Annotated in this window: 17 protein-coding genes; 3 read left to right on the top strand and 14 right to left on the bottom strand. The window is 64.7% G+C overall.

All coding sequences use genetic code 11. From position 1 onward, the window contains the following. Window positions 1-27 precede the first annotated feature (27 nt). The 4 genes from L0963_RS01465 to L0963_RS01450 form a co-directional block, all read right to left on the bottom strand. A complete protein-coding gene (locus L0963_RS01465) occupies window positions 28-321 on the bottom strand; it encodes a hypothetical protein (RefSeq protein WP_234178498.1) in 294 nt (97 codons plus the stop codon). A 61-nt stretch (window positions 322-382) separates the two neighbouring features. Then, the gene (locus L0963_RS01460; RefSeq protein WP_234178497.1) at window positions 383-736 is read right to left on the bottom strand and encodes a hypothetical protein; all 354 of its coding nucleotides are present in this window, start codon (window positions 734-736) and stop codon (window positions 383-385) included. 35 nt (window positions 737-771) lie between these two features. Continuing rightward, the gene (locus L0963_RS01455; protein ID WP_234178496.1) at window positions 772-1,068 is read right to left on the bottom strand and encodes a hypothetical protein; all 297 of its coding nucleotides are present in this window, start codon (window positions 1,066-1,068) and stop codon (window positions 772-774) included. Window positions 1,069-1,193: 125 nt separating this feature from the next. Continuing rightward, entirely contained in the window at window positions 1,194-2,378 is a 1,185-nt protein-coding gene (locus tag L0963_RS01450; RefSeq protein WP_062901728.1) for an aspartyl/asparaginyl beta-hydroxylase domain-containing protein, read from the bottom strand. Window positions 2,379-2,422: 44 nt separating this feature from the next. Here L0963_RS01450 and L0963_RS01445 point away from each other — a divergent pair, with 44 nt between their 5' ends. Then, the gene (locus tag L0963_RS01445) at window positions 2,423-3,439 is read left to right on the top strand and encodes a hypothetical protein (RefSeq protein WP_234178495.1); all 1,017 of its coding nucleotides are present in this window, start codon (window positions 2,423-2,425) and stop codon (window positions 3,437-3,439) included. 212 nt (window positions 3,440-3,651) lie between these two features. On the opposite strand, the gene L0963_RS01440 is transcribed toward L0963_RS01445, so the two are convergent. The 4 genes from L0963_RS01440 to xseA all read right to left on the bottom strand — a co-directional run bounded on the left by L0963_RS01440 (window position 3,652) and on the right by xseA (window position 9,749). Further along, window positions 3,652-6,840: a TonB-dependent receptor domain-containing protein gene (locus L0963_RS01440; protein ID WP_234178493.1), complete on the bottom strand. Its 3,189-nt coding sequence runs from the start codon at window positions 6,838-6,840 to the stop codon at window positions 3,652-3,654. Between the two features lie 254 nt (window positions 6,841-7,094). Beyond that, entirely contained in the window at window positions 7,095-8,033 is a 939-nt protein-coding gene (locus L0963_RS01435) for a M23 family metallopeptidase (RefSeq protein ID WP_217372706.1), read from the bottom strand. After that, window positions 8,030-8,242: a DUF2093 domain-containing protein gene (locus tag L0963_RS01430; protein WP_003041102.1), complete on the bottom strand. Its 213-nt coding sequence runs from the start codon at window positions 8,240-8,242 to the stop codon at window positions 8,030-8,032. Before L0963_RS01430 ends, L0963_RS01435 begins: the two co-directional genes overlap by 4 nt. 76 nt (window positions 8,243-8,318) lie before the next feature. Then, complete coding sequence (xseA, locus tag L0963_RS01425) at window positions 8,319-9,749, bottom strand: exodeoxyribonuclease VII large subunit (RefSeq protein ID WP_062901723.1); 1,431 nt, start codon at window positions 9,747-9,749, stop codon at window positions 8,319-8,321. On the opposite strand from xseA, the gene purD reads away from it, so the two are divergent. Together purD and L0963_RS01415 are read left to right on the top strand one after the other, a co-directional pair. Beyond that, the gene (gene purD, locus L0963_RS01420; RefSeq protein ID WP_062901722.1) at window positions 9,748-11,025 is read left to right on the top strand and encodes a phosphoribosylamine--glycine ligase; all 1,278 of its coding nucleotides are present in this window, start codon (window positions 9,748-9,750) and stop codon (window positions 11,023-11,025) included. The genes xseA and purD overlap by 2 nt on opposite strands. 59 nt (window positions 11,026-11,084) lie before the next feature. After that, the gene (locus tag L0963_RS01415; RefSeq protein ID WP_062901721.1) at window positions 11,085-11,714 is read left to right on the top strand and encodes a hypothetical protein; all 630 of its coding nucleotides are present in this window, start codon (window positions 11,085-11,087) and stop codon (window positions 11,712-11,714) included. Window positions 11,715-11,735: 21 nt separating this feature from the next. Here L0963_RS01415 and L0963_RS01410 read toward each other — a convergent pair whose 3' ends face one another. From L0963_RS01410 to L0963_RS01385, 6 genes are all read right to left on the bottom strand, one after another. Then, entirely contained in the window at window positions 11,736-12,635 is a 900-nt protein-coding gene (locus tag L0963_RS01410; RefSeq protein WP_062901720.1) for an alpha/beta fold hydrolase, read from the bottom strand. A gap of 55 nt (window positions 12,636-12,690) precedes the next feature. Next, entirely contained in the window at window positions 12,691-12,939 is a 249-nt protein-coding gene (locus tag L0963_RS01405; RefSeq protein ID WP_202988223.1) for a hypothetical protein, read from the bottom strand. A gap of 96 nt (window positions 12,940-13,035) precedes the next feature. Next, complete coding sequence (locus L0963_RS01400) at window positions 13,036-13,659, bottom strand: trimeric intracellular cation channel family protein (protein WP_186402888.1); 624 nt, start codon at window positions 13,657-13,659, stop codon at window positions 13,036-13,038. 139 nt (window positions 13,660-13,798) lie between these two features. Further along, complete coding sequence (lpdA, locus tag L0963_RS01395) at window positions 13,799-15,211, bottom strand: dihydrolipoyl dehydrogenase (protein WP_062901718.1); 1,413 nt, start codon at window positions 15,209-15,211, stop codon at window positions 13,799-13,801. Between the two features lie 40 nt (window positions 15,212-15,251). Beyond that, window positions 15,252-16,484: a 2-oxoglutarate dehydrogenase complex dihydrolipoyllysine-residue succinyltransferase gene (gene odhB / locus L0963_RS01390; RefSeq protein ID WP_062901717.1), complete on the bottom strand. Its 1,233-nt coding sequence runs from the start codon at window positions 16,482-16,484 to the stop codon at window positions 15,252-15,254. A 31-nt stretch (window positions 16,485-16,515) separates the two neighbouring features. After that, window positions 16,516-19,338: a 2-oxoglutarate dehydrogenase E1 component gene (locus L0963_RS01385; RefSeq protein WP_062903108.1), complete on the bottom strand. Its 2,823-nt coding sequence runs from the start codon at window positions 19,336-19,338 to the stop codon at window positions 16,516-16,518. Between the last annotated feature and the right edge of the window lie 12 nt (window positions 19,339-19,350).

Raw genomic sequence — 19,350 nt, 5'->3', positions numbered from 1 at the left:
GGGTCGACCCGGCGACCTGCGAAGCGGTCAATTGCTGTGGTTGACGGGCGCGCGCGTCATCGCTTCGGCGGTGTCGCGCGCGTCCTGATTACCCTGCGCCCACAATTGCTTCCATTCCTCATTGGTGTGGCAAACCCGCGCCTTTTTCACCCAAGATCCGATTTCCTCAATCTTGCGGCACTTAATGTAATAGGGATGGGTCGATGCCATACCCTGGTTGAACGCCTTGATTTCGGCGTTGGTCATCGTCGAAGCCGGGCGATCGGGAGGTTTGCGGTCGGTGTACGCATCCGCCGCCGCCGGCGCGGATGCGACTGCCATGATTATCGCAACGGTGGTCGTGAAATTCGGCATTGTACCAACCCCTGTCCGGCGCAGCGCGCTATTTTGGCTTGATCTCGGTCATCAGGCTGTCCTTCGGCTCGACCGAATTGCTCCAACCTCGGGCGAGCATTTCCATCGAATCGCGTGCATCCTGATTGCCCCGATCGGTAATCACCCGCCACTGCGCATTTGTATTGCAGATGCGGCTCTTTTTCACCAGCGATCCGGGTTCAGCGATGCGTCTACATCGGATATACTCCGGATCATTTGCTGAGCGGCCCTCGTTATATGCGTCAATCTCGGCACCGCTCATGTCGGAAGGCGCTCGCGCTAGATTGGTCGGTTCGCTGGCGCTGACCGCACTTGCCGCACTCAATGCGGCAACCAAAGTAATCCATCCTCGCATCGCCATTTCTCCCACAATAACGGCTCGTATGGGCACCAGCGTCAGTTGGAGGTGCTCCCCTTGCTCGTCATGGCTTCGGCCGTATCGCGCGCATCCTGGTTGCCGCGCGCAATCACGTCCTTCCATTCGGCATTGGTGTGGCAAACGCGGGTCTTCTTGACCAGCGAGCCGATCTCCAACGTCTTGCGGCACTTGATGTAATAAGGATGGGTTTGTGCCAAGCCCTTGTTATAGGCTTCGATTTCTGTCGGAGTCATCAACGACGGCTTCTTCGGGGGCGGCGCCCGGTCGGCCAATTCCTCGGCCGCAGCTGGCGCCGCGAGCAGGCTTGCCGCCACTGCCCAAGTCATGATCCTAAACATTCAAAAATCTCCTCAGCCCTTCAAATTTGGGCATTTATCCCCAGACCATATGATGCACGTCTCTCGTTCCCAAGCGAAATATGCTTCTCCACCGCTACAGCTTATCTCGGTACGGCGTAGCCTGACGAATCGGCCGATGCGAAATATCGCACCAGCAAGTCGCGCTCGGCCAGACTGAGATGCGGGTTCCATACGTCGAAGATCAGCACAGCGCGCAGTTGGTCACTATCGTTCCAGGCCTCGTGCTCGATGGTGTCGTCAAAGGCGAAAGCGCGGCCTTCCTCCCAACTGCGCGTCTCACCCCCCACCCGAAAGCCGCATCCGGGCGGCACGATCAGCGGCAGATGGACAATTGCACGTGTGTTGGTGACGCCTGTGTGGGGCGGGATGCGCGTGCGCGGCTTGAGCATCGAGAAAAAGGCGCTCGGCGCTCGGCCCGGGATACGAGCGCCGGGAACGGCTGCTAGCGCGGCAGCGGTTGCCGGACAGCGGTCGAGCACTACTTGGTTCGCGGCGCCATATTCCCACAAGAAGCAGGCGCCCCAATCAAGTCGATTGTCGAGGGGGGTCCAGATCGAATCGGGGGTTCCGGCATCCATTCGCACGTAAGGACGCAACGCATCTCCCGGGTCGTCGAGCAGCGCGAGTAGTTCGCTCCGAATGGCGTCGGTATGTGCCTCAATTTCAGTGAACCAAGGGAAATGCCGCCGGTCAAAAAATTCGTCGGCGGGCAAAAATGGGTAATAGATGCCCGCACATTCATTTCGATAGATCCTGCGCCGGCCAAGCGTGCTTTCGACGAATGCTTTTCCACGCCGCGTGTCGGTTTCATCGAGTATATCGCCCATTGAAGCGATCGCGCCGGAGGCCGCGGCAAACATAGTATCGGTCGCCTGCGCGACGAAGGCTTGTCCGTGCGCCAGGAGCGGCACGAGCGGATCGGGCACAGGATCGAGTTGCGCCGCAAGCGCGAGCGCCGCGCTCCACGCCTCCAGCGCCGCACCGCGCTCCGCTCGTGATTCATGCCGTTCGGCCTTGCGGATCCAGGCGACCAGATCGCGGCGGTCAATCGCTAGAGCCGCTGCAAGTGCGTCAAGTTCACGCTCTTCCTCTCCCAGCGCCCGCCATGCCGACGCGAGATTTCTCTGGAGCGCACCGGACCGAGGATCGGACGCAATCGCCCGGCCGAAGTGCGCCGCCGCCGCCGCCGGATCGTTGGCCTGCAAAGCCGCAATACCAAGACGATTGGCTTCCACGGCGGGCGCGGGCGGTTGTATACTGGCCATGTCCGATGCTTGCCATCGACTGCAGCAATCGGCAAGGTCGAACGATGTTGCATCCCGCTTCTGCCGCCGCCTTACGTGATCCCGAATGGCTCGCGCATCGGTACGATTCCAATCACGACGCGTTTCATTTCCGCCGCGTGCCGCGCGACATCCGCCGGGAGATCCCCTTTCTTACAGACATGCATTTGGGCGAGGAAGCAGCACCGCTCGTCCTGTCCCGCACCGCGTCTCGTCAGAACGTAGAGCCGGCGCCAGTTCATTTCCTATTCCATTCGGCCTATTGTGCCTCCACCATGCTGGTCCAGGCGATTGATCAGCCGGGCATTGCATCCGGATTGTCCGAACCCGTGCTGCTCAATGACATGGTCGGATGGCGGCGGCGCGGCGCGGCGCCGCGCGATCACGCGCGGGTTATGGATGATGCGCTCGCGATGCTCGCACGGCCCTTGACCGCTGGTGAAGCCGTAATCATCAAGCCTTCCAACATTTTCAATCCGCTCGCGCGCGGTGCGCTAACCCTGCGTCCGGGGGCGCACGCCATTCTGCTATATGCGCCGCTGCGCGCCTTTCTTCTGTCGGTCGCGCGGAAGGGTCTATGGTGCCGGCTGTGGTGCAGGGAATTGTTTGAAGGCTATCTGGCAGACGACTTCCTGCAATTCGGTTTCGATGCGCGCGACTATTTCCGCCAGTCCGACCTGCAAATCGCCGCCATCGGGTGGCTTGCCCAGCAGCGTGCTTTCGCGACCCTCATAGCTTGGGCGCCCGGCCGGATCGCTGCACTCGACAGCGAGGCACTCACCCGCGACCCCGTTCGGGCGGTTGCAGGGGCAATGGACCATTATGGCCTTACCGCCGACCGAGAGGCTCTGGCCGATCATCCAGCGCTGGCACGCAATAGCAAGTCGGGGGCGCCGTTTGCAGCCGGCGAGCGTCAGCGTGATCTCGCTGCCGCCGACGCGGCGTACGGAGACGAAATCAATCAGGTCCTCGGATGGGCAGAAGCTGTCGCCGATCAGGCCGGTATCCCGCTAGTTCTCCCAGGGGCGCTACCTATGCCCTGATGCGCTATTGCGATCGGGCACCAGTGGTCGGGCTAGCCATGCCGTCATAGGCACAGCTTGCGGAGAAGGTTGGGTGCCAAGCCCGAGGCACGGTCTTGGCGGCCGCCCTAAACAAGGTCGGCGGAAGCTGCCGCTCCTCATGGTTCTGACTGCCAAAGAAAAAGGGGCGAGCATTGCTGCCCGCCCCAATTTCCTTCCAAGCAGAGAGTTCTTTAGAACTTCAGCTTGGCCGAGATCGCATAGCGGCGACCCAGCGCGTCGTAAGTCGACGGGAAGGTGTTGCCGCTGTTGTAGGTCGTCGAACCGATGGTGTTGCCAACGATCGGCGGCTTCTTGTCGAGCAGATTCTGGACCGTCATGGTGATGACCAGATTGTCGCTCACGTTGAAGCGGGTGGCGAGATCGAAATAATGTGCCGCCTTGATGTGACGGAACTTCGGATCGACCACGCAGCCACCATCGTCGCTCGTCGTCGGGTTCGGACAGTCGTCCGGAGCCGCCTGCGCTGCAGCGATGTCCGCCGCGAGCTGCGCCGGCTCGAAGTCGACCGAGTCCATCCAGCGCCACAGCAGCGAGACGTCGACCTTGTCGAAGCCCAGCGTAAAGCGCTGCGAGAACTGGAATTCCGGCTGAATCGAACCCGTGAACGAGCAGTTCACGCTGTAGTAACCGACGCATTCGCGGTTGAGCGAAGTCGGATCGGCTACGTTGGCGTTATACTTGGAGCTGTGCGTCCAGTTGCCGACGAACGACCAGCTGAGGTTCGCGAAGCCGACATCGGTGTTGTAGTTCATCAACAGGTCGACACCGTCGGTGAACAGACGGCCGAGGTTGTTGGTCAGACCGAACAGGCCGGGGGTCGTCGACGGGTCACCGTCAAGGCCGCCGGTGATCGGGTTACGACGGATCGAGGTACAAGCCGGATCGGTTGCGCTCGAAGCCGACAAACCATCGAAGCAAGCGTTGATGATATCGCCCGGCAGGGGCGTGCCAAGCACGTCGTTGACCTTGATGTTGTAATAGTCGACCGACATGTTGAAGCGCGGCAGGAAGTCCGGCTGCCAGACAAGGCCCAGCGTCCAGGTATCTGCCTTTTCAGGCTTCAGGTTCAGGTTACCGCCCACCGTGATGTTGGCCTGCGCCGCCGTCGGGTTGGTGATCGAACCGATCGTACCGGCAGGAGCACCCTGCGCGATACAGACCGCGCGCAGATTGGCGTCGGCCACCGGAGCGCCACCGGCGCAGGGGTCGATACCGAGGTTGGTCAGACCAACCGTCTGCGGCGTGAACAGTTCGCCGATGTTCGGAGCGCGAACCGCGCGGCTGTAATTACCGCGAAGTTTCAGACCCGCACCCGGTTCCCAGCTGCCGCCAGCCTTCCACGTGGTGGCATTGTAGCCACCAGCGCCGCGGATGCTGTAATCCGAGTAACGGATCCCCGCTTCGAGGGTCAGGCTCTCGAAGAAAGGCTTGTCTTCGATCAGCGGGGCCACGATTTCGGCATAGGCTTCATAGACATCGTAAGCGCCATCGATGTCGGGAGCCGCGCCGCCGGCGCCACCGAGTTCACCCGGCGTCTTGGCGAGGAGATCCGAAGACTGCTGCGCGGTGTATTTGCGATATTCGCCACCGATCGCGAAGCCGATCGGCTGGACCGCACCCGGCGACGAGAAGCCGAGATCACCCGAAATGATGCCGCGGACCTGCGCAAGCGAAGTGCGGTTGGTCGAGGTGCTCTTTTCCGAGAGATACCGCGCGGCTTCTGGCGTGATCGACCCTTCAGGACCGAACAGGTTGACCGGAACGCAATCAGCATTGCCGCTCTGACAGGTCACGCCATCATTGGACAGCGACGCTTCGCGGAAACGCGACTGCAGCGTGTAGCCGTTGATGCTCTGGATATTTTCCGACTCGCCATAGGCGCCCTCGAGGCTCCAATCGAGCGTATCGGTGATGCCGCCGCGCGCACCGACGCGATAATCGAAGAAGGTCGTCTGATAGTTGCTGATACGCGGGCCGACTTCGGGCGTACGACGGTTCAGCGTGACGGTGACTTCGCGGTAGTTGGGATCGCTCCGGCCTGTAGCCGTAGCTGCCGCTGCGCACTCAGCCGGCGTAAAGCGCGGCGTATAAGCAGACTGGCCCGAAATCGGATCCCCGTTGGCATCGACGCCATTGACCACCGGAGCGACGTTGAACGCACAGAACTGGTCACGCAGCGCCGCAGGCAGATTCGGGTTGTTCAGATTGATCGCAACCGAGCCACCGAACGAACCCGACGGTGCGATGATCGTTGACACGGTGTTCTTCGAGAACATGCCCCGGGTGTACACTTCCACCGCATCGGACACTTCATAATTGGCCTGGCCATAGATGTTGAAGCACTCGAACGGCGTCTGGAAGATGTTGAACGGGTTGAAGTTGTAGGTTTGGAACGTGCCGACCGCCTGGCCAGCACTATTGACCTGACGAACGCCGCCGTTGGCAGCACCGCCGGGCGTCAGAGCGAGAACCGGCAGCGTCGCCGGGTTCGTTGCGCTGACGGGCTGGGTCGGGTCAAAGTTCGGGTTCGGCACGGTGCCGGTCTGCGTATACTGCGCGAGGACGTTCGGTACGCCGCCGGTAAGCGGACGCGTGCCCGAGAAGCGCGAGGGGACCGACGTACCCGAACCGATGAACGTGTCCGAATAGCTGTCGAGCGTGTTGTCCGAGAAACCGCGCGCACCCTGATAGACAGGGTCGGCCTGCTGATAGCCGATGCTCAGCACCGCATTACCGCGGCCATCGTCGAAGTTTGCACCGATCGTCGCGTCAACACGGAAGATGTTGCCGTCGCCCTTTTCAGTGATCTGTTCCGACGCGGTCATTTCAAAGCCGGCAAAATCGCGCTTGGTGACGAAGTTGACGACGCCGGTGATGGCATCTGCGCCATAGGTGGTCACCGCCGCACCGGTCAGCGCGTCGACGCGTTCGATCAGGGCAAGCGGAATGTTGTTGAGGTCGACACGGCCGTTCACGTCCGACGGCGCAACGCGGTTGCCGTTGAGCAGGACGATGTTACGGGTCGAGCCGAGACCGCGAAGATCGACGTAGGACGCACCGCCGTTGCCGTTGTTCACCGCCGAACCGATATTCGGAACGACGCCGGGCAATTCGCGAAGAACTTCCTCAGCGACGTTCGACTGCTTCAGTTCGATCGCGTCCGAAGTGGTGACGTTGACGGGCGTCGACTGTTCGAGGTTGGGGTTGCGGATCAGGGTGCCGGTAACGACGATCTCCGAACCCGGCGCAGCGGCGCCTTCCTCGGCGTCTTGCGCGAAGGCAGGAACCGAAGCAAGGGCAACGCCGATAACGATCGGCGCAGCGCCAAGCTTCAGCTTGGAATAGTGGGTTTTCTTCACAGTGCAGTCCCTTGCTACTGGTGGTGGTTATACCCGGGCCCCTATTTTCGCAGCGCAAAGCCGCCGAACAGACACCCCGATAGCGTGCGGGATGATCGCTCATTCATGGTGAGTAAAGGGAATTCCCCCCGAGGGACGCGGTTTCACGAGCGATTGTGACGAATTTGCAACAACACAAATGAGCGCTCACACACTTCGAATAATCAACGACCCTAGTACGTAATTAAATTACGCCTCCAATCGAAACGCCTCGATTATCGCGCCATCGGTCCCGCGAGCGTGCCCGGGTCGAGCCGCGCGTCGCGCCATTTGAGCCCCCAATGCATATGCGGCCCTGTTGCCCGTCCCGTCGCGCCCACCGTACCGAGCTGTTGCCCTTGCGTCACACGGTCGCCGACCTTCACATCGAGGCGCTGGCAGTGCAGAAAGGCGCTGGTCAGCCCCATGCCGTGGTCGACGATCAGCAAATTTCCTTCGAGCGTGAAGGGCGCATCGGCCGCGAGCACCACGACCCCGTCGGCGGGCGCGAAAAAGGGCGTGCCCGCGGGCACGGCGATATCGGTGCCGCTATGATAGCTCCCCGGCTTGCCCTGATAGACGCGCTGCGAACCGAAGAAGCCTGAGAGCCGCCCCGGCGCGGGCCAGCGAAATTGCTGCCGCCAGCCGTCCGATTCGACATGGCTCGCGCGCGCCGCAGCGATCTGCGCCAGTTCGGCGGGGCGACGGCGTTCGAATTCGGCGTCGCTTGATGCGCTGCCGCGATAGGGCGCGTTGATATTTTCGATCCGCCAATTCCCCGCCGCAATGCTCAGCGTCCGCGTAACCGTGCGCCCGTCGGAAAGGGTCGCTACCAGTTGCTGGCTCGCGGGCGCATCGCGATCGAAGGCGATCAGGAAAGCGTCATCGCCTGCGACCGGAACGGGTGCGCCATCGAGCGTCAACATGCGCGTTCCGCCCGGCACTTGGCCGATCAGCGTTCCGCCCTGGATCATGCTGCCGCGAAAGGCGAAATCGGCGGGACCGGGAAGCGGCTTCGGGACCGGGGGTGTGGTCGGTACGGAAGGCGCGGCGGCAGCGGGCGCTGCCACCTTGGGCGCCGGGGGACTGTCGGCCACGGCGGGTACACAGCCTGCCGCCGCAATGGCCAGGGTCAGCGAAGCAATCGCTCGGGGCGCTGCCCCGCGCGCGGTCATGCGCCGCGCGCCGCGTCCAGTGCGGCCTGCACCGAAATCGCCGCGGTCGCATAGGGCTCCTGCCGCGCAACCGACCAATAGCGCAGCTCGTCGAGCCCGATCGGCACCCCGCTCACCGCGCACAGCACATGGTCGCCCGGCGACAGGATACGAAATCCGTTCGGGCCATATTGCAGGCGGGCAAGGCGGTTGCGGCTGGCGATCAACATGGCGGGGTCCATCAAATTGTCCAAGATATCGGATGCAATATAGCGACCTGCGCGATTTCGGCCACCCCTGCGGCGCTCAGAACAGCTCGCCCTGTCCCCGCCCCGGCGCGGCGGGGGGCTTGCGCGCGGGCTTTGGCGCCGGCGCAGCGGAGGGCGCAGGGGGTGGCGGCGCATCGCCCTCCGCCACCGTCACCGGCACCTCGCCATCGGCGAAGGCAAGCCGCAGATGGCCTGCCCCACGGGCGCGCGCCGCGCTCGGCACGATCGCCCCGTCGGCATCGCGCACCATCGCATAGCCACGGGCAAGCAACGCGCGCGGATCGAGCGAGGTCAGCAGCCGCGCAAGCCCCGCCAGCTTGGCGCGATCGCGGTCCCAGGCACGCGCCAGCAGCGCCGGACGCAGCGCCGCGCCGCGCGTCACCAGCCGTTCGCCGGCGAGCGCGAGCCGGTGGCGCTGGCTGCGATCGAGCCGCTCGGCGGCGTCGTCGAGCCGCTGGCGCTGGGGGGCGTAGAGCGCCTCGCGCTTCGGCAGGTGCCGCGCGAGCGCAGTCAATCGCTCGCCGGCGAGCGCGCGTTGGCGCGTCGCCGCGCCCGTCATACGGCTGCGCCACGTCGCAAGCTGCGCGATGAGCTCGGCGCGCACCGGCACCGCCATTTCGGCGGCGGCGGTTGGCGTCGGCGCGCGCACGTCGGCGGCATAATCGGCCAGCGTCACATCGGTTTCATGGCCGACCGCGCTGATCGTCGGAATGCGGCAATCGGCGATCGCACGCACCACGATTTCTTCGTTGAACGCCCATAAATCCTCGATCGAACCGCCGCCGCGCGCGACGATGACAAGGTCGGGGCGCGGCACCGGTCCGCCGGGCGCGAGCGCATCGAAACCGCGCACCGCATTCGCAACCTGCGCCGCCGCCCCTTCGCCCTGCACCAGCACCGGCCACACGATCACGCGCGTCGGGCAGCGATCGGCGAGGCGATGAAGAATGTCGCGAATCACTGCCCCGGTCGGCGAGGTAACGACGCCGATGACGCGCGGCAGATAGGGCAACGGCTGCTTGCGTTCTCGGTCGAACAGCCCTTCGGCGCCAAGCCGCGCCTTCAGCTTTTCGAACAACAGCATCAACGCGCCTTCGCCCGCGACCTCCAGGCTTTCGACGACCAGCTGATATTTGGAGCGGCCGGGATAGGTGGTGAGCTTGCCCGTCGCGATCACCTCGATGCCATCTTCGGGCCGGAAGGCGAGGCGCGCCGCCTGCCCCTTCCACATCACCATGTCGATCAGCGCGTTGTCGTCCTTGAGCGCGGCGTAGAAATGCCCTGATGCCGCACGCTTCGCCCCCGACAGCTCACCGCGCACGCGGACCCGCGCAAAGCCGTCCTCGACCGTCCGCTTGATCGCCGCCGACAATTGCGTGACCGACAGCGCGGGTGCATTGTCGCCCGCCGTCGCCTCGGCTAACAGCCGCGCTTCGGTGCCATCGTCGGACGGAAAAGGGACGCTCATGAATATCCTGCTGGTCGGATCTGGGGGGCGCGAACATGCGCTGAGCTGGCAACTGGCACAATCGCCGAGTTGCGCCAAGCTCTATGCAGCACCCGGAAACCCCGGGATCGAAGTCTATGCCGAATGTGTGCCGATCGCAGCCGACGATGTTGACGGGCTCGTCGCCTTCGTGCGCACCCATGCGATCGATTTCGTCGTCGTCGGCCCCGAAGGGCCGCTCGTCGCCGGCCTCGGTGACCGGTTGCGCGCGATCGACATTCCGGTCTTCGGCCCGTCCGCCGCCGCCGCGCAGCTCGAAGGATCGAAGGGCTTTACCAAGGATCTGTGTGCGCGCGCCGCGATTCCGACCGCCGGCTATGTGCGCTGCACCAGCGCCGACGCCGCGCTGGCCGCGCTCGCCGATTTCGCGATTCCGGTCGTGATCAAGGCCGACGGGCTCGCCGCGGGCAAGGGCGTGATCATCGCCGAGACTCGCGCCGAGGCCGAAGCCGCGATCGCCGACATGTTCGCGGGCGCCTTTGGCGGCGCGGGTGCCGAGGTGGTGATCGAGGAATTCATGACCGGCGAGGAGGCAAGCTTCTTCGCGCTGTCCGACGGCACCAATGTCATCGCCTTCGGCAGCGCCCAGGATCACAAGCGCGTCGGCGACGGCGACACCGGGCCCAACACCGGCGGCATGGGCGCCTACAGCCCGGCGCCTGTGCTGACCAAGGAGCTCGAAGCCGAGGTGATGGATCGGATCATCCGTCCCACCGTCGCCGCACTCGCCGCCGAAGGCACGCCCTATGTCGGGGTGCTGTTCGCCGGGCTGATGCTGACCAGCGAAGGCCCCAAGCTGATCGAATATAATTGCCGTTTCGGTGATCCCGAATGTCAGGTGCTGATGATGCGCCTGACCGGAGATTTTGCCGCGCTGCTTCATGCCGCCGCGACCGGGCGGCTCGCCGACGTGCCCGCGCCGACCTTTACCGGCGGCTATGCGCTGACCGTCGTGATGGCGGCGAACGGCTATCCGGGCACCCCCGAAAAGGGTGGCGCGATCCGCAACATCGCCGCGGCCGAAGCGGGAGGCGTGCGCGTCTTCCATGCCGGGACCGCGCGCGCCGACGGCGCGATCGTCGCCGCGGGGGGACGCGTTCTCAACGTCACCGCGACGGGCAAGAGTGTCACCGAAGCGCAGGCGCGCACCTATGCCGCGGTCGACAAGCTCGATTTCCCGAGCGGCTTCTGCCGCCGCGACATCGGCTGGCGCGAGGTCAACCGAGAGGCGCGCTGAGCGGTGCTGGACGCGCCACCCCCGTCGGCTTAGGCTGACAGTGAAACAGGGAGATCATCATGACGTGGCTTCAGGAAAATTGGATCATCGCGGTCGTCGGACTGGTCGTCGCGGTCGTCCTGCTGTGGTGGCTGTTCGGCCGCAAGCGGCCCGACGAAGCAGCGCCGCCCGCAGCGATGCCGGCCGAGCCGAAAAAACCGCTGGAAGTGGCGAAGCCCGACATCGTCAAAGCCGAACCAGCGCGCTTCAAGCCAAAGGAACCCGCGCCCGCGTCGCCGCCTCCGGTGCCGGCTGCACCGCCCACAGCCTCCGATATTCCGGCGGAACCCACCGTCCCGCCCGCACCCGTCGCGCATGCGCCCGAGCCCGAACCGGCCGCGCCTCCACCGGTCGCCCCTGCCCCGCCGGCAGAAGCCGCTCCCGCCCCTGCCGCCGCCAAAGCCGATAATCTGCAATTGCTGAAGGGCGTCGGGCCGAAAATGGCGACGCTGCTCGGCGGCCTTGGCGTCACCAGCTTTGCGCAGATCGCCGCCTGGACCGACGCCGATATCGCCGCGATCGATCCACAGCTCGGCGCGTTTCAGGGCCGCATCGTCCGCGACAATATCGTCGACCAGGCCGGCTATCTGGCGAAGGGCGACAAGGCGGGGTTCGAGGCGAAATATGGTGCCCTCGGCGGCGAGCTATAAGGCAAAAAGCCGCCCTATAGCTCAGGCCCGGGCAACCGCCCCGGCGTGACCGGCGATCGCATCGGCCAGCGTATCGACCAATCCCAGCGGCAAATCATGCCCCATGCCGGGGATGGTGAGCAGTCGGGCGCCCGGAATATTGTCGGCGGTATCGCGTCCGCCCGCCAGCGGCACCAGCGGATCGCCCTCGCCATGGATCACCAGCGTCGGCGCGTCGATCGACTTCAGCATCGGCCGCCGGTCGCCATCGGCGACGATCGCCGCCATCTGGCGCGCGACGCCCTGCGGATACCAGCCACGTTCGAAATCGCTGCGCACGCGCCGCTGCAACCGCTCCTCGTCGGGCGGGTAGCCGGGGCTGCCGATCACCTTGGCAGCGCGCACCGAATAGGCGATCAGATCTTCGGGATCGCCGCTCATCGGGCGGCTGGTCAGCACCTGCATCGCTTCCTTCTGCGCGCGCGGCAGGCGGGGATTGCCGGTCGTCGACATCACCGACGTCAGCGACAGCACGCGGTCCGGATAGCGCGCGGCGATATGCTGCGAAATCATCCCGCCCATCGACACGCCGACGATATGCGCCCGCGCGATGCCCAGATGGTCAAGCAAGGCCACGCCGTCGGCCGCCATGTCGGCGAGCGTGTAAGCGCTCCGCACCGGGAGGCGCAGCAGCGACTTCACGAACATCCATTTGAGATTGGGGACACCGGCCGCGTCGAAGCGCGTAGACAGGCCGACGTCGCGGTTGTCGTACCGGATGGTCCGAAAGCCGCGCGCATTCAGCGCATCGACAAATTCGTCGGGCCACAGTGTCAACTGCCCGCCCAGCCCCATCACCAGCAGGATCACCGGCGCATCGCGCGGCCCCTTGTCTTCGAAGGTGATGCTGATCCCGTTTACCGCTGCCTGCTCTGTCGCCATGCCGTCGCCGCTCCCCGATCGTCAAACCGCCACTGTGCCGCTGCGCGCGGCGCGGTCAAGAGGGCGCCCGTCTGCGAAAGCGAAACCGGGCCGGCTTCGTCGGAACCGCGCCACGCCGGATGCGCCGGCCGGCGCGCGCGCGCGACAGAAGGACGCGTCGCGCCGCATGCGCGCAAAACGGCAGCGCAAAGATCACCAGCGACAGGCCGATGATCCATCGCCCGGTGTGCGCCGTGTCGTGACAAGCATCCACGCAGTCGGACGCCGCCACCCCGGCGCCGAAATGAATCAGCAATGTCTTCAAGGTCGAAACTGGTCCCCACGACGCGCCTCTCCGCGCGTCACCGGATCCTCTACAGGATCAGCGTTAAGCGAGCGTTGCGGCTCCCACTGCCGCTATTCACCGCGATTCGGGGCGCCCCCTATACGTCGGAAGCGCCAAAGACCAGCGAATTGCTGCGCCGCGCAGGACGAAACCCGACGCGGCGCCCGCGACAGCGGCGACCGAGGTTGCGACGCCGAGCCAGGTCAGGATCAGAAACAGCCCGGAGGCTAGCGCTGCCGCGGTGACATAGATTTCGGGCCGCATGATGATCGACGGCACCCCGGCCAGTATATCGCGGATCGTCCCGCCGACACAGCCGGTGATGACGCCCATCATCAGCGCGGGAACCGGCGCCACGCCCCAGGCAAGGGCCTTGGCCGTCCCGAACACGGCATAGGCGGCGAGCCCGACCGCATCGGCCCATTCCAGAAGCTGCCCCTGCCACCAGCGTTCGGGGGTCACCCACACGACCAGCGCAATCGCGATGCACACCGCGCCGATCGCGCCGTCCTGAACCCAGAAGACCGGCGCGCCAATCAGCAGGTCGCGCACGCTACCCCCGCCGACCCCGGTGACGAGCGCAAAGAAGCTCGCCGTCACCAGCGTCTGGCGCAGCCGCACCGCCATCAACGCGCCCGACAGCGCGAAGACCGCGATGCCGGTCAGATCGAGAAGGCGAACGAGCGTCTGGGTGTCCATGGATCAGCGATGCTTCTTCGTCCCGCAGGCCGGTACCGGTGCCGGCAACCGCTTCGTCATGCGATCATCGGCGGCGCGGCGCAACGGAAATGGGGCGACGTCGCCGCCGCCCCATGCCCTACCCCAGTGGACGGGTAACTCAGATGTGGATCGGCTTTCCGGTCACTGCCATCGCGGCTTCCTTGATCGCCTCGCTGTGCGTCGGGTGTGCGTGACAGGTGTAGGCGATGTCTTCGGACGTCGCGCCAAATTCCATCGCCTGAGCTGCCTGCGCGATCATCGTGCCCGCCGGCACGGCGATGATCCAGACGCCCAGGACGCGGTCGCTCTTGGCATCGGCGATCACCTTCACAAAGCCGTCGGGTTCGTGGTTGGTCTTCGCACGGCTGTTCGCGAGCATCGGGAATTTGCCGACCTTGACCTTGTCCTTTTCCCCACCAGCCTTCTCAACAGCCTGCTCTTCGGTCAGGCCGACGCCGGCGATTTCGGGCCAGGTGTAGACCACCGACGGGATGACGTCGTGGTTCACGATGCCGGTCAGCCCCGCGATATTTTCAGCGCAGGCAATGCCTTCATCCTCGGCCTTGTGCGCGAGCATCGGGCCGGGAACGACGTCGCCGATCGCCCAGATGCCGTCGACGGCGGTGCGGAAATCATGATCGGTCTCGATCTGACCGCGCTGGTTCGTGGTCAGCCCCGCCTTGTCGAGCGCGAGGCCATCGGTGTTCGGACGGCGGCCGATCGAAACGAGGACGACATCGGCTTCGAGCGTTTCGGCGTCGCCTCCCGCGGCGGGCTCGAGCGTCAGCACGGCCTTCTTGCCTTTCACTTCGGCCCCGGTGACCTTGGTCTTCAGCTTGAAGTCCATGCCCTGCTTCTTGAAGATCTTGTTCGCTTCCTTGCGAACGTCGCCGTCCATCCCGGGCAGGATCTGGTCAAGAAATTCGACCACGGTGACTTTTGCGCCAAGCCGGCGCCAGACGCTGCCGAGTTCAAGCCCGATCACGCCGCCGCCGATCACGACCATGTGGCCAGGCACCTTCGCAAGTTCGAGCGCGCCGGTCGAATCGACGATCACGCCCTTGTCATTGTCGACCGCGACGCCCGGAAGGGGGGTCACCGACGATCCGGTGGCGACGATGATGTTCTTGGCGCGATAGGCCTTGCCCGCAACCTCGACGCTGTCCTTGCCGGTGAACTGCGCATAGCCCTTCAGCCAGTCGATCTTGTTCTTCTTGAACAGGAATTCGATGCCGCCGGTCAGGCCCTTGACCGCATCCTTGCGCTGGCCGTGCATCGCGCCAAGGTCGAGTTCGGGCGTCACCTTGATGCCCATCGCCGCCATCGCGCCGCCCGCCGCCGCCTCGAAATATTCCGACGCGTGCAGCATCGCCTTCGACGGGATGCAGCCGACGTTGAGGCAGGTGCCGCCCAGCGTTTCGCGCCCTTCGGCGCACGCGGTCTTGAGCCCGAGCTGCGCCGCGCGGATCGCCGCGACATAACCGCCGGGACCGGCACCGATGACAAGGACGTCGTAGTCGTAATCAGCCATTTGTTGTTCCTTTACCCCTCGGGGGATGGGGAGAAATCTCTTAGAGGTCGATCAGCAGCCGCGTCGGATCCTCGATCGCTTCCTTGATCGTTTTCAGGAAGGTCACCGCCTCGCGGCCGTCGACCAGCCGGTGGTCATAGCTCAATGCCAGATACATCATCGGACGGATCACAACCTGACCGTTGATCGCGACCGGGCGGTCCTCGATGCGATGGAGGCCCAGCACGGCCGATTGCGGCGGATTGATGATCGGGGTCGACATCAGCGAGCCGAAAACGCCGCCGTTCGAGATGGTGAAGGTGCCCCCGGTCATGTCGTCCATCGTCAGCGTGCCTTCCTTGGCGCGCTTGCCGAAATCGCCGATCGTCTTTTCGATGCCGGCGAAGGACAGGCTTTCGGCGTTGCGGATCACCGGCACGACAAGCCCGCTCGGACCGCTGACCGCGACCGAGATATCCATATAATTATTATAGACGATTTCGTCGCCATCGATACGGCCGTTGACCGCCGGTATGTCCTTGAGCGCAAGACAGGCGGCCTTGGTAAAGAAGCCCATGAAGCCCAGGCGCACGCCATGCTTCTTTTCAAACAGATCCTTGTAGCGGCCGCGCGCCTCGATCACCGCCGTCATGTCGACGTCGTTGAACGTGGTGAGCATCGCCGCCGTATCCTGCGCCGATTTCAGGCGGCGGGCGATCGTCTGCCGCAGGCGGGTCATCTTGACCCGCTCTTCCTGACGGCCCGGCGCACCCGTTGCAGCGGGCGCGGCGGCAGGTGCCGGGGCGGCCGCGGGCGCGGGCGCGGGCGCCGCATCGGGGGCGGCTTCGGCGGCCGCCAGCACATCTTCCTTGGTCAGGCGGCCGTCCTTGCCGGTGCCCTTGATCTTGCTCGGATCAAGCCCGTGCTCGAGGACGAGGCGGCGCACCGCGGGCGACAGGGTGACGACCGCATCCTCGCCGCCGGTCGCTGCGGGAGCGGGCGCCGCCCCTTCGGCCTTCGCCGCGGGCGCAGGAGCGGGGGCGGCGGCCTTGCCGTCGCCGGCCTCGATCGTCGCAATCACCGCCCCGACATTGACGGTATCGCCGACGGCGACGACCTGTTGCCCCATCACGCCGGCGACGGGCGACGGCACTTCGACCGCGACCTTGTCGGTTTCGAGGCTGGCAATCGGCTCGTCGAGCGCGACGGCTTCGCCGGGCTGCTTCAGCCACTCGCCGATCGTCGCTTCGGTCACGCTTTCACCCAGCGTCGGGACTTTGACTTCGGTGCTCATTGATGCAGTTCCTTAGGGCTTAAGCTCTGGCTCAGGCTTTATTCTTGTTGCGACGAATTTCGGCGCGGACATTGAGGCCCAGCGCGTCGGCGACGAGCGCCGCCTGTTCGGTCTGGTGACGGCTCATCAGGCCGGTGGCGGGCGAAGCCGCAGCGGCCCGGCCGGCGTAACGGGCGCGCATTCCCTTGTGGCCGGCGTCGATCAGCGATTCCTCGATCAGCGGCTCGACGAAGAACCAGGCGCCGTTGTTGCGCGGCTCTTCCTGCGCCCAAACGACCTCTTCGAGATTCTTCATCTTCTTCAGGCGGATGGCCAGCGCCTCGCCCGGGAAAGGATAAATCTGTTCGATCCGTATCACCGTCGTGTCGTCGAGCCCGGCGGCGTCGCGCGCCTCCATCAGGTCGTAACCGACCTTGCCCGAACACAGGACGACACGCTTGACCTTCGCATCTTCTGGCGGGGTGCGGTCCGACATGATGCGGCGGAAATGCGCTTCGCCGATGAAGTCCGAACGCTGCGACACGGCCAGCTTGTGGCGGAGCAACGACTTGGGCGTCATGATGATCAGCGGCTTGCGGAATGGGCGCAGCATCTGGCGGCGCAGGACGTGGAAATAGTTCGACGGGGTCGAAATATTGCACACCTGGATGTTGTCCCCGGCGCAAAGCTGAAGGAAGCGTTCGAGACGCGCCGAGCTATGCTCAGGCCCCTGCCCTTCATAGCCGTGCGGCAGCAGCAGCACGAGGCCGTTGGCGCGCAGCCATTTGGCTTCGCCCGCCGCGATGAACTGGTCGATCATGATCTGCGCGCCGTTGGCGAAGTCGCCGAACTGCGCCTCCCACAGCACGAGGCTCTTCGGATCGGCCATCGCATAGCCATATTCGAAGCCGAGCACGCCATATTCGGAGAGAGGGCTGTCGAGCACCTCGAACCGGCCGTGTGGCACGGTGGTCAGCGGGATATATTTATGCTCGTCCTTCTGGTCGACCCAGACGGCGTGACGCTGGCTGAACGTCCCGCGGCCCGAATCCTGGCCCGACAGGCGCACCTGATAGCCTTCGCTGAGCAAAGTGCCGAACGCGAGCTGTTCGGCGGTCGCCCAGTCGAACACCTCGGCATCGTCCCTGTTCGCGAACATCGCGGCCCGGGCGTCGATCACGCGGCGCAGCGTCTTGTGCACCTCCAGATCGTCGGGGATCGTCGTCATCGTGCGGCCGATGGCGTCGAACAGCTTTTCCGATACGCCGGTCGAAATATTACGCCGGGCATTTTCGGGATCGGCAGGCGCGTGCAAGCCCGACCAGCGACCGGCGAACCAGTCGGCCTTGTTCGACTTGTAAGTCTTCGATGCTTCGAATTCGTCTTCGAGCCGCGCGACGAACTCGGCGCGGTGCGCTTCGGCATCGCCAGCCGAAACGACGCCCTCTGCCTCGAGCCGCGTGGCGTAGAGGTCCGATACCGGCGGATGTTTGCGGATGATCGCGTACATCAGCGGCTGGGTAAAGCTCGGCTCGTCGCCTTCATTGTGACCGAAGCGGCGATAGCACCACATGTCGATGACGATGTCGCGCTTGAACTGCTGACGGAAGTCGATCGCCAGCTTGCACGCGAAGGTCACGGCTTCGGGATCGTCGCCGTTGACGTGCAGGATCGGCGCCATCACGCCCTTTGCCACGTCGGACGGATAGGGCGACGAGCGCGCGAACTGCGGGCTGGTCGTGAAGCCGATCTGGTTGTTGACGATAAAGTGGATGCAGCCGCCGGTATTGTAACCGCGAATGCCCGAAAAGCCGAGGCATTCCCACACGATCCCCTGCCCCGCAAAGGCGGCGTCGCCGTGGATCAGCACGGGCAGCACCTGGCTATGTTCGGCCAGATCGTCGCGCATCACCTGCTGCGCGCGCACCTTGCCCAGCACGACGGGATCGACCGCTTCGAGGTGCGACGGGTTGGGGACCAGCGACATATGGACCGACACGCCGTCGAACTCGCGGTCGGTCGAGGTGCCGAGGTGATATTTGACGTCGCCCGAACCGCCGACATCCTCGGGGTTCGCGGTGCCGCCCTGAAATTCGTGGAAGATGACCTTGTACGGCTTGGCCAGCACATTGGCGAGGACGTTCAGGCGGCCGCGATGGGCCATGCCGTAGACGATTTCCTTCACACCATATTGGCCGCCATATTTGATGATCGCCTCGAGCGCAGGGATCATCGATTCGCCGCCGTCGAGCCCGAAACGCTTCGTGCCGACATATTTGCGCGCGAGGAATTTCTCCCATTCCTCGGCCTCGATCACCTTGTTGAGGATCGCCTTCTTGCCGTTGGCGGTGAAGTCGATCGACTTGTCGGCGCCTTCCATCCGCTCCTGGAGGAAGCGGCGCTCCTCGACATCGGCGATGTGCATATATTCAAGGCCGACGTGCCCGCAGTAATTGGCCTGCAGGATCGACACCACCTCGCGAATCGTCGCCTTCTCGAGCCCCAGCGTGCCGCCGAGGAAAATCGGACGGTCCTGGTCGGCCCCGACGAAGCCGTGATATTCGGGCGTCAGATCGGCCGGCAGTTCGCGGTGGGTCAGGCCCAGCGGATCGAGCGTCGCCGCAAGGTGCCCGCGCACGCGATAGGTGCGGATCAGCATCATCGCGCGGATCGAATCGTCGGCAGCGCGCTCGACTTCGGCATTCGAGAGCGGCGCCCCCGCCTTCGCCGCGGCCGCCTTGACCGCGACCTGCATCTGCTGAGGGTCGAGCGCGGCGGTCAGATCATCGCTGTCGATCAGGGGCCAGTTCTTCGGCGCCCAGCTGGGCCCGGCCTGGACTTCATCGACGTCGAAGCTTTGTCGTTCGAGGTTCATCTGCGATTCCAC

The organism is Sphingopyxis sp. NFH-91 (assembly GCF_021401285.1).
Lineage (GTDB): Bacteria > Pseudomonadota > Alphaproteobacteria > Sphingomonadales > Sphingomonadaceae > Sphingopyxis > Sphingopyxis terrae_A.
The sequence above is the reverse complement of the archived record's forward strand: the minus strand, read 5'-3'. Positions and strand labels throughout refer to the sequence as shown.

Excerpts from the sequence above, each read along its gene's own strand:
- L0963_RS01465 (WP_234178498.1), bottom strand. The coding sequence starts at position 321 with ATGGCAGTCGCATCCGCGCCGGCGGCGGCGGATGCGTACACCGACCGC.
- L0963_RS01460 (WP_234178497.1), bottom strand. The coding sequence starts at position 736 with ATGGCGATGCGAGGATGGATTACTTTGGTTGCCGCATTGAGTGCGGCA.
- L0963_RS01450 (WP_062901728.1), bottom strand. The coding sequence starts at position 2,378 with ATGGCCAGTATACAACCGCCCGCGCCCGCCGTGGAAGCCAATCGTCTT.
- L0963_RS01445 (WP_234178495.1), top strand. The coding sequence starts at position 2,423 with ATGTTGCATCCCGCTTCTGCCGCCGCCTTACGTGATCCCGAATGGCTC.
- L0963_RS01435 (WP_217372706.1), bottom strand. The coding sequence starts at position 8,033 with ATGACCGCGCGCGGGGCAGCGCCCCGAGCGATTGCTTCGCTGACCCTG.
- L0963_RS01430 (WP_003041102.1), bottom strand. The coding sequence starts at position 8,242 with ATGTTGATCGCCAGCCGCAACCGCCTTGCCCGCCTGCAATATGGCCCG.
- purD (WP_062901722.1), top strand. The coding sequence starts at position 9,748 with ATGAATATCCTGCTGGTCGGATCTGGGGGGCGCGAACATGCGCTGAGC.
- xseA (WP_062901723.1), bottom strand. The coding sequence starts at position 9,749 with ATGAGCGTCCCTTTTCCGTCCGACGATGGCACCGAAGCGCGGCTGTTA.
- L0963_RS01415 (WP_062901721.1), top strand. The coding sequence starts at position 11,085 with ATGACGTGGCTTCAGGAAAATTGGATCATCGCGGTCGTCGGACTGGTC.
- L0963_RS01410 (WP_062901720.1), bottom strand. The coding sequence starts at position 12,635 with ATGGCGACAGAGCAGGCAGCGGTAAACGGGATCAGCATCACCTTCGAA.
- L0963_RS01400 (WP_186402888.1), bottom strand. The coding sequence starts at position 13,659 with ATGGACACCCAGACGCTCGTTCGCCTTCTCGATCTGACCGGCATCGCG.
- lpdA (WP_062901718.1), bottom strand. The coding sequence starts at position 15,211 with ATGGCTGATTACGACTACGACGTCCTTGTCATCGGTGCCGGTCCCGGC.
- odhB (WP_062901717.1), bottom strand. The coding sequence starts at position 16,484 with ATGAGCACCGAAGTCAAAGTCCCGACGCTGGGTGAAAGCGTGACCGAA.
- L0963_RS01385 (WP_062903108.1), bottom strand. The coding sequence starts at position 19,338 with ATGAACCTCGAACGACAAAGCTTCGACGTCGATGAAGTCCAGGCCGGG.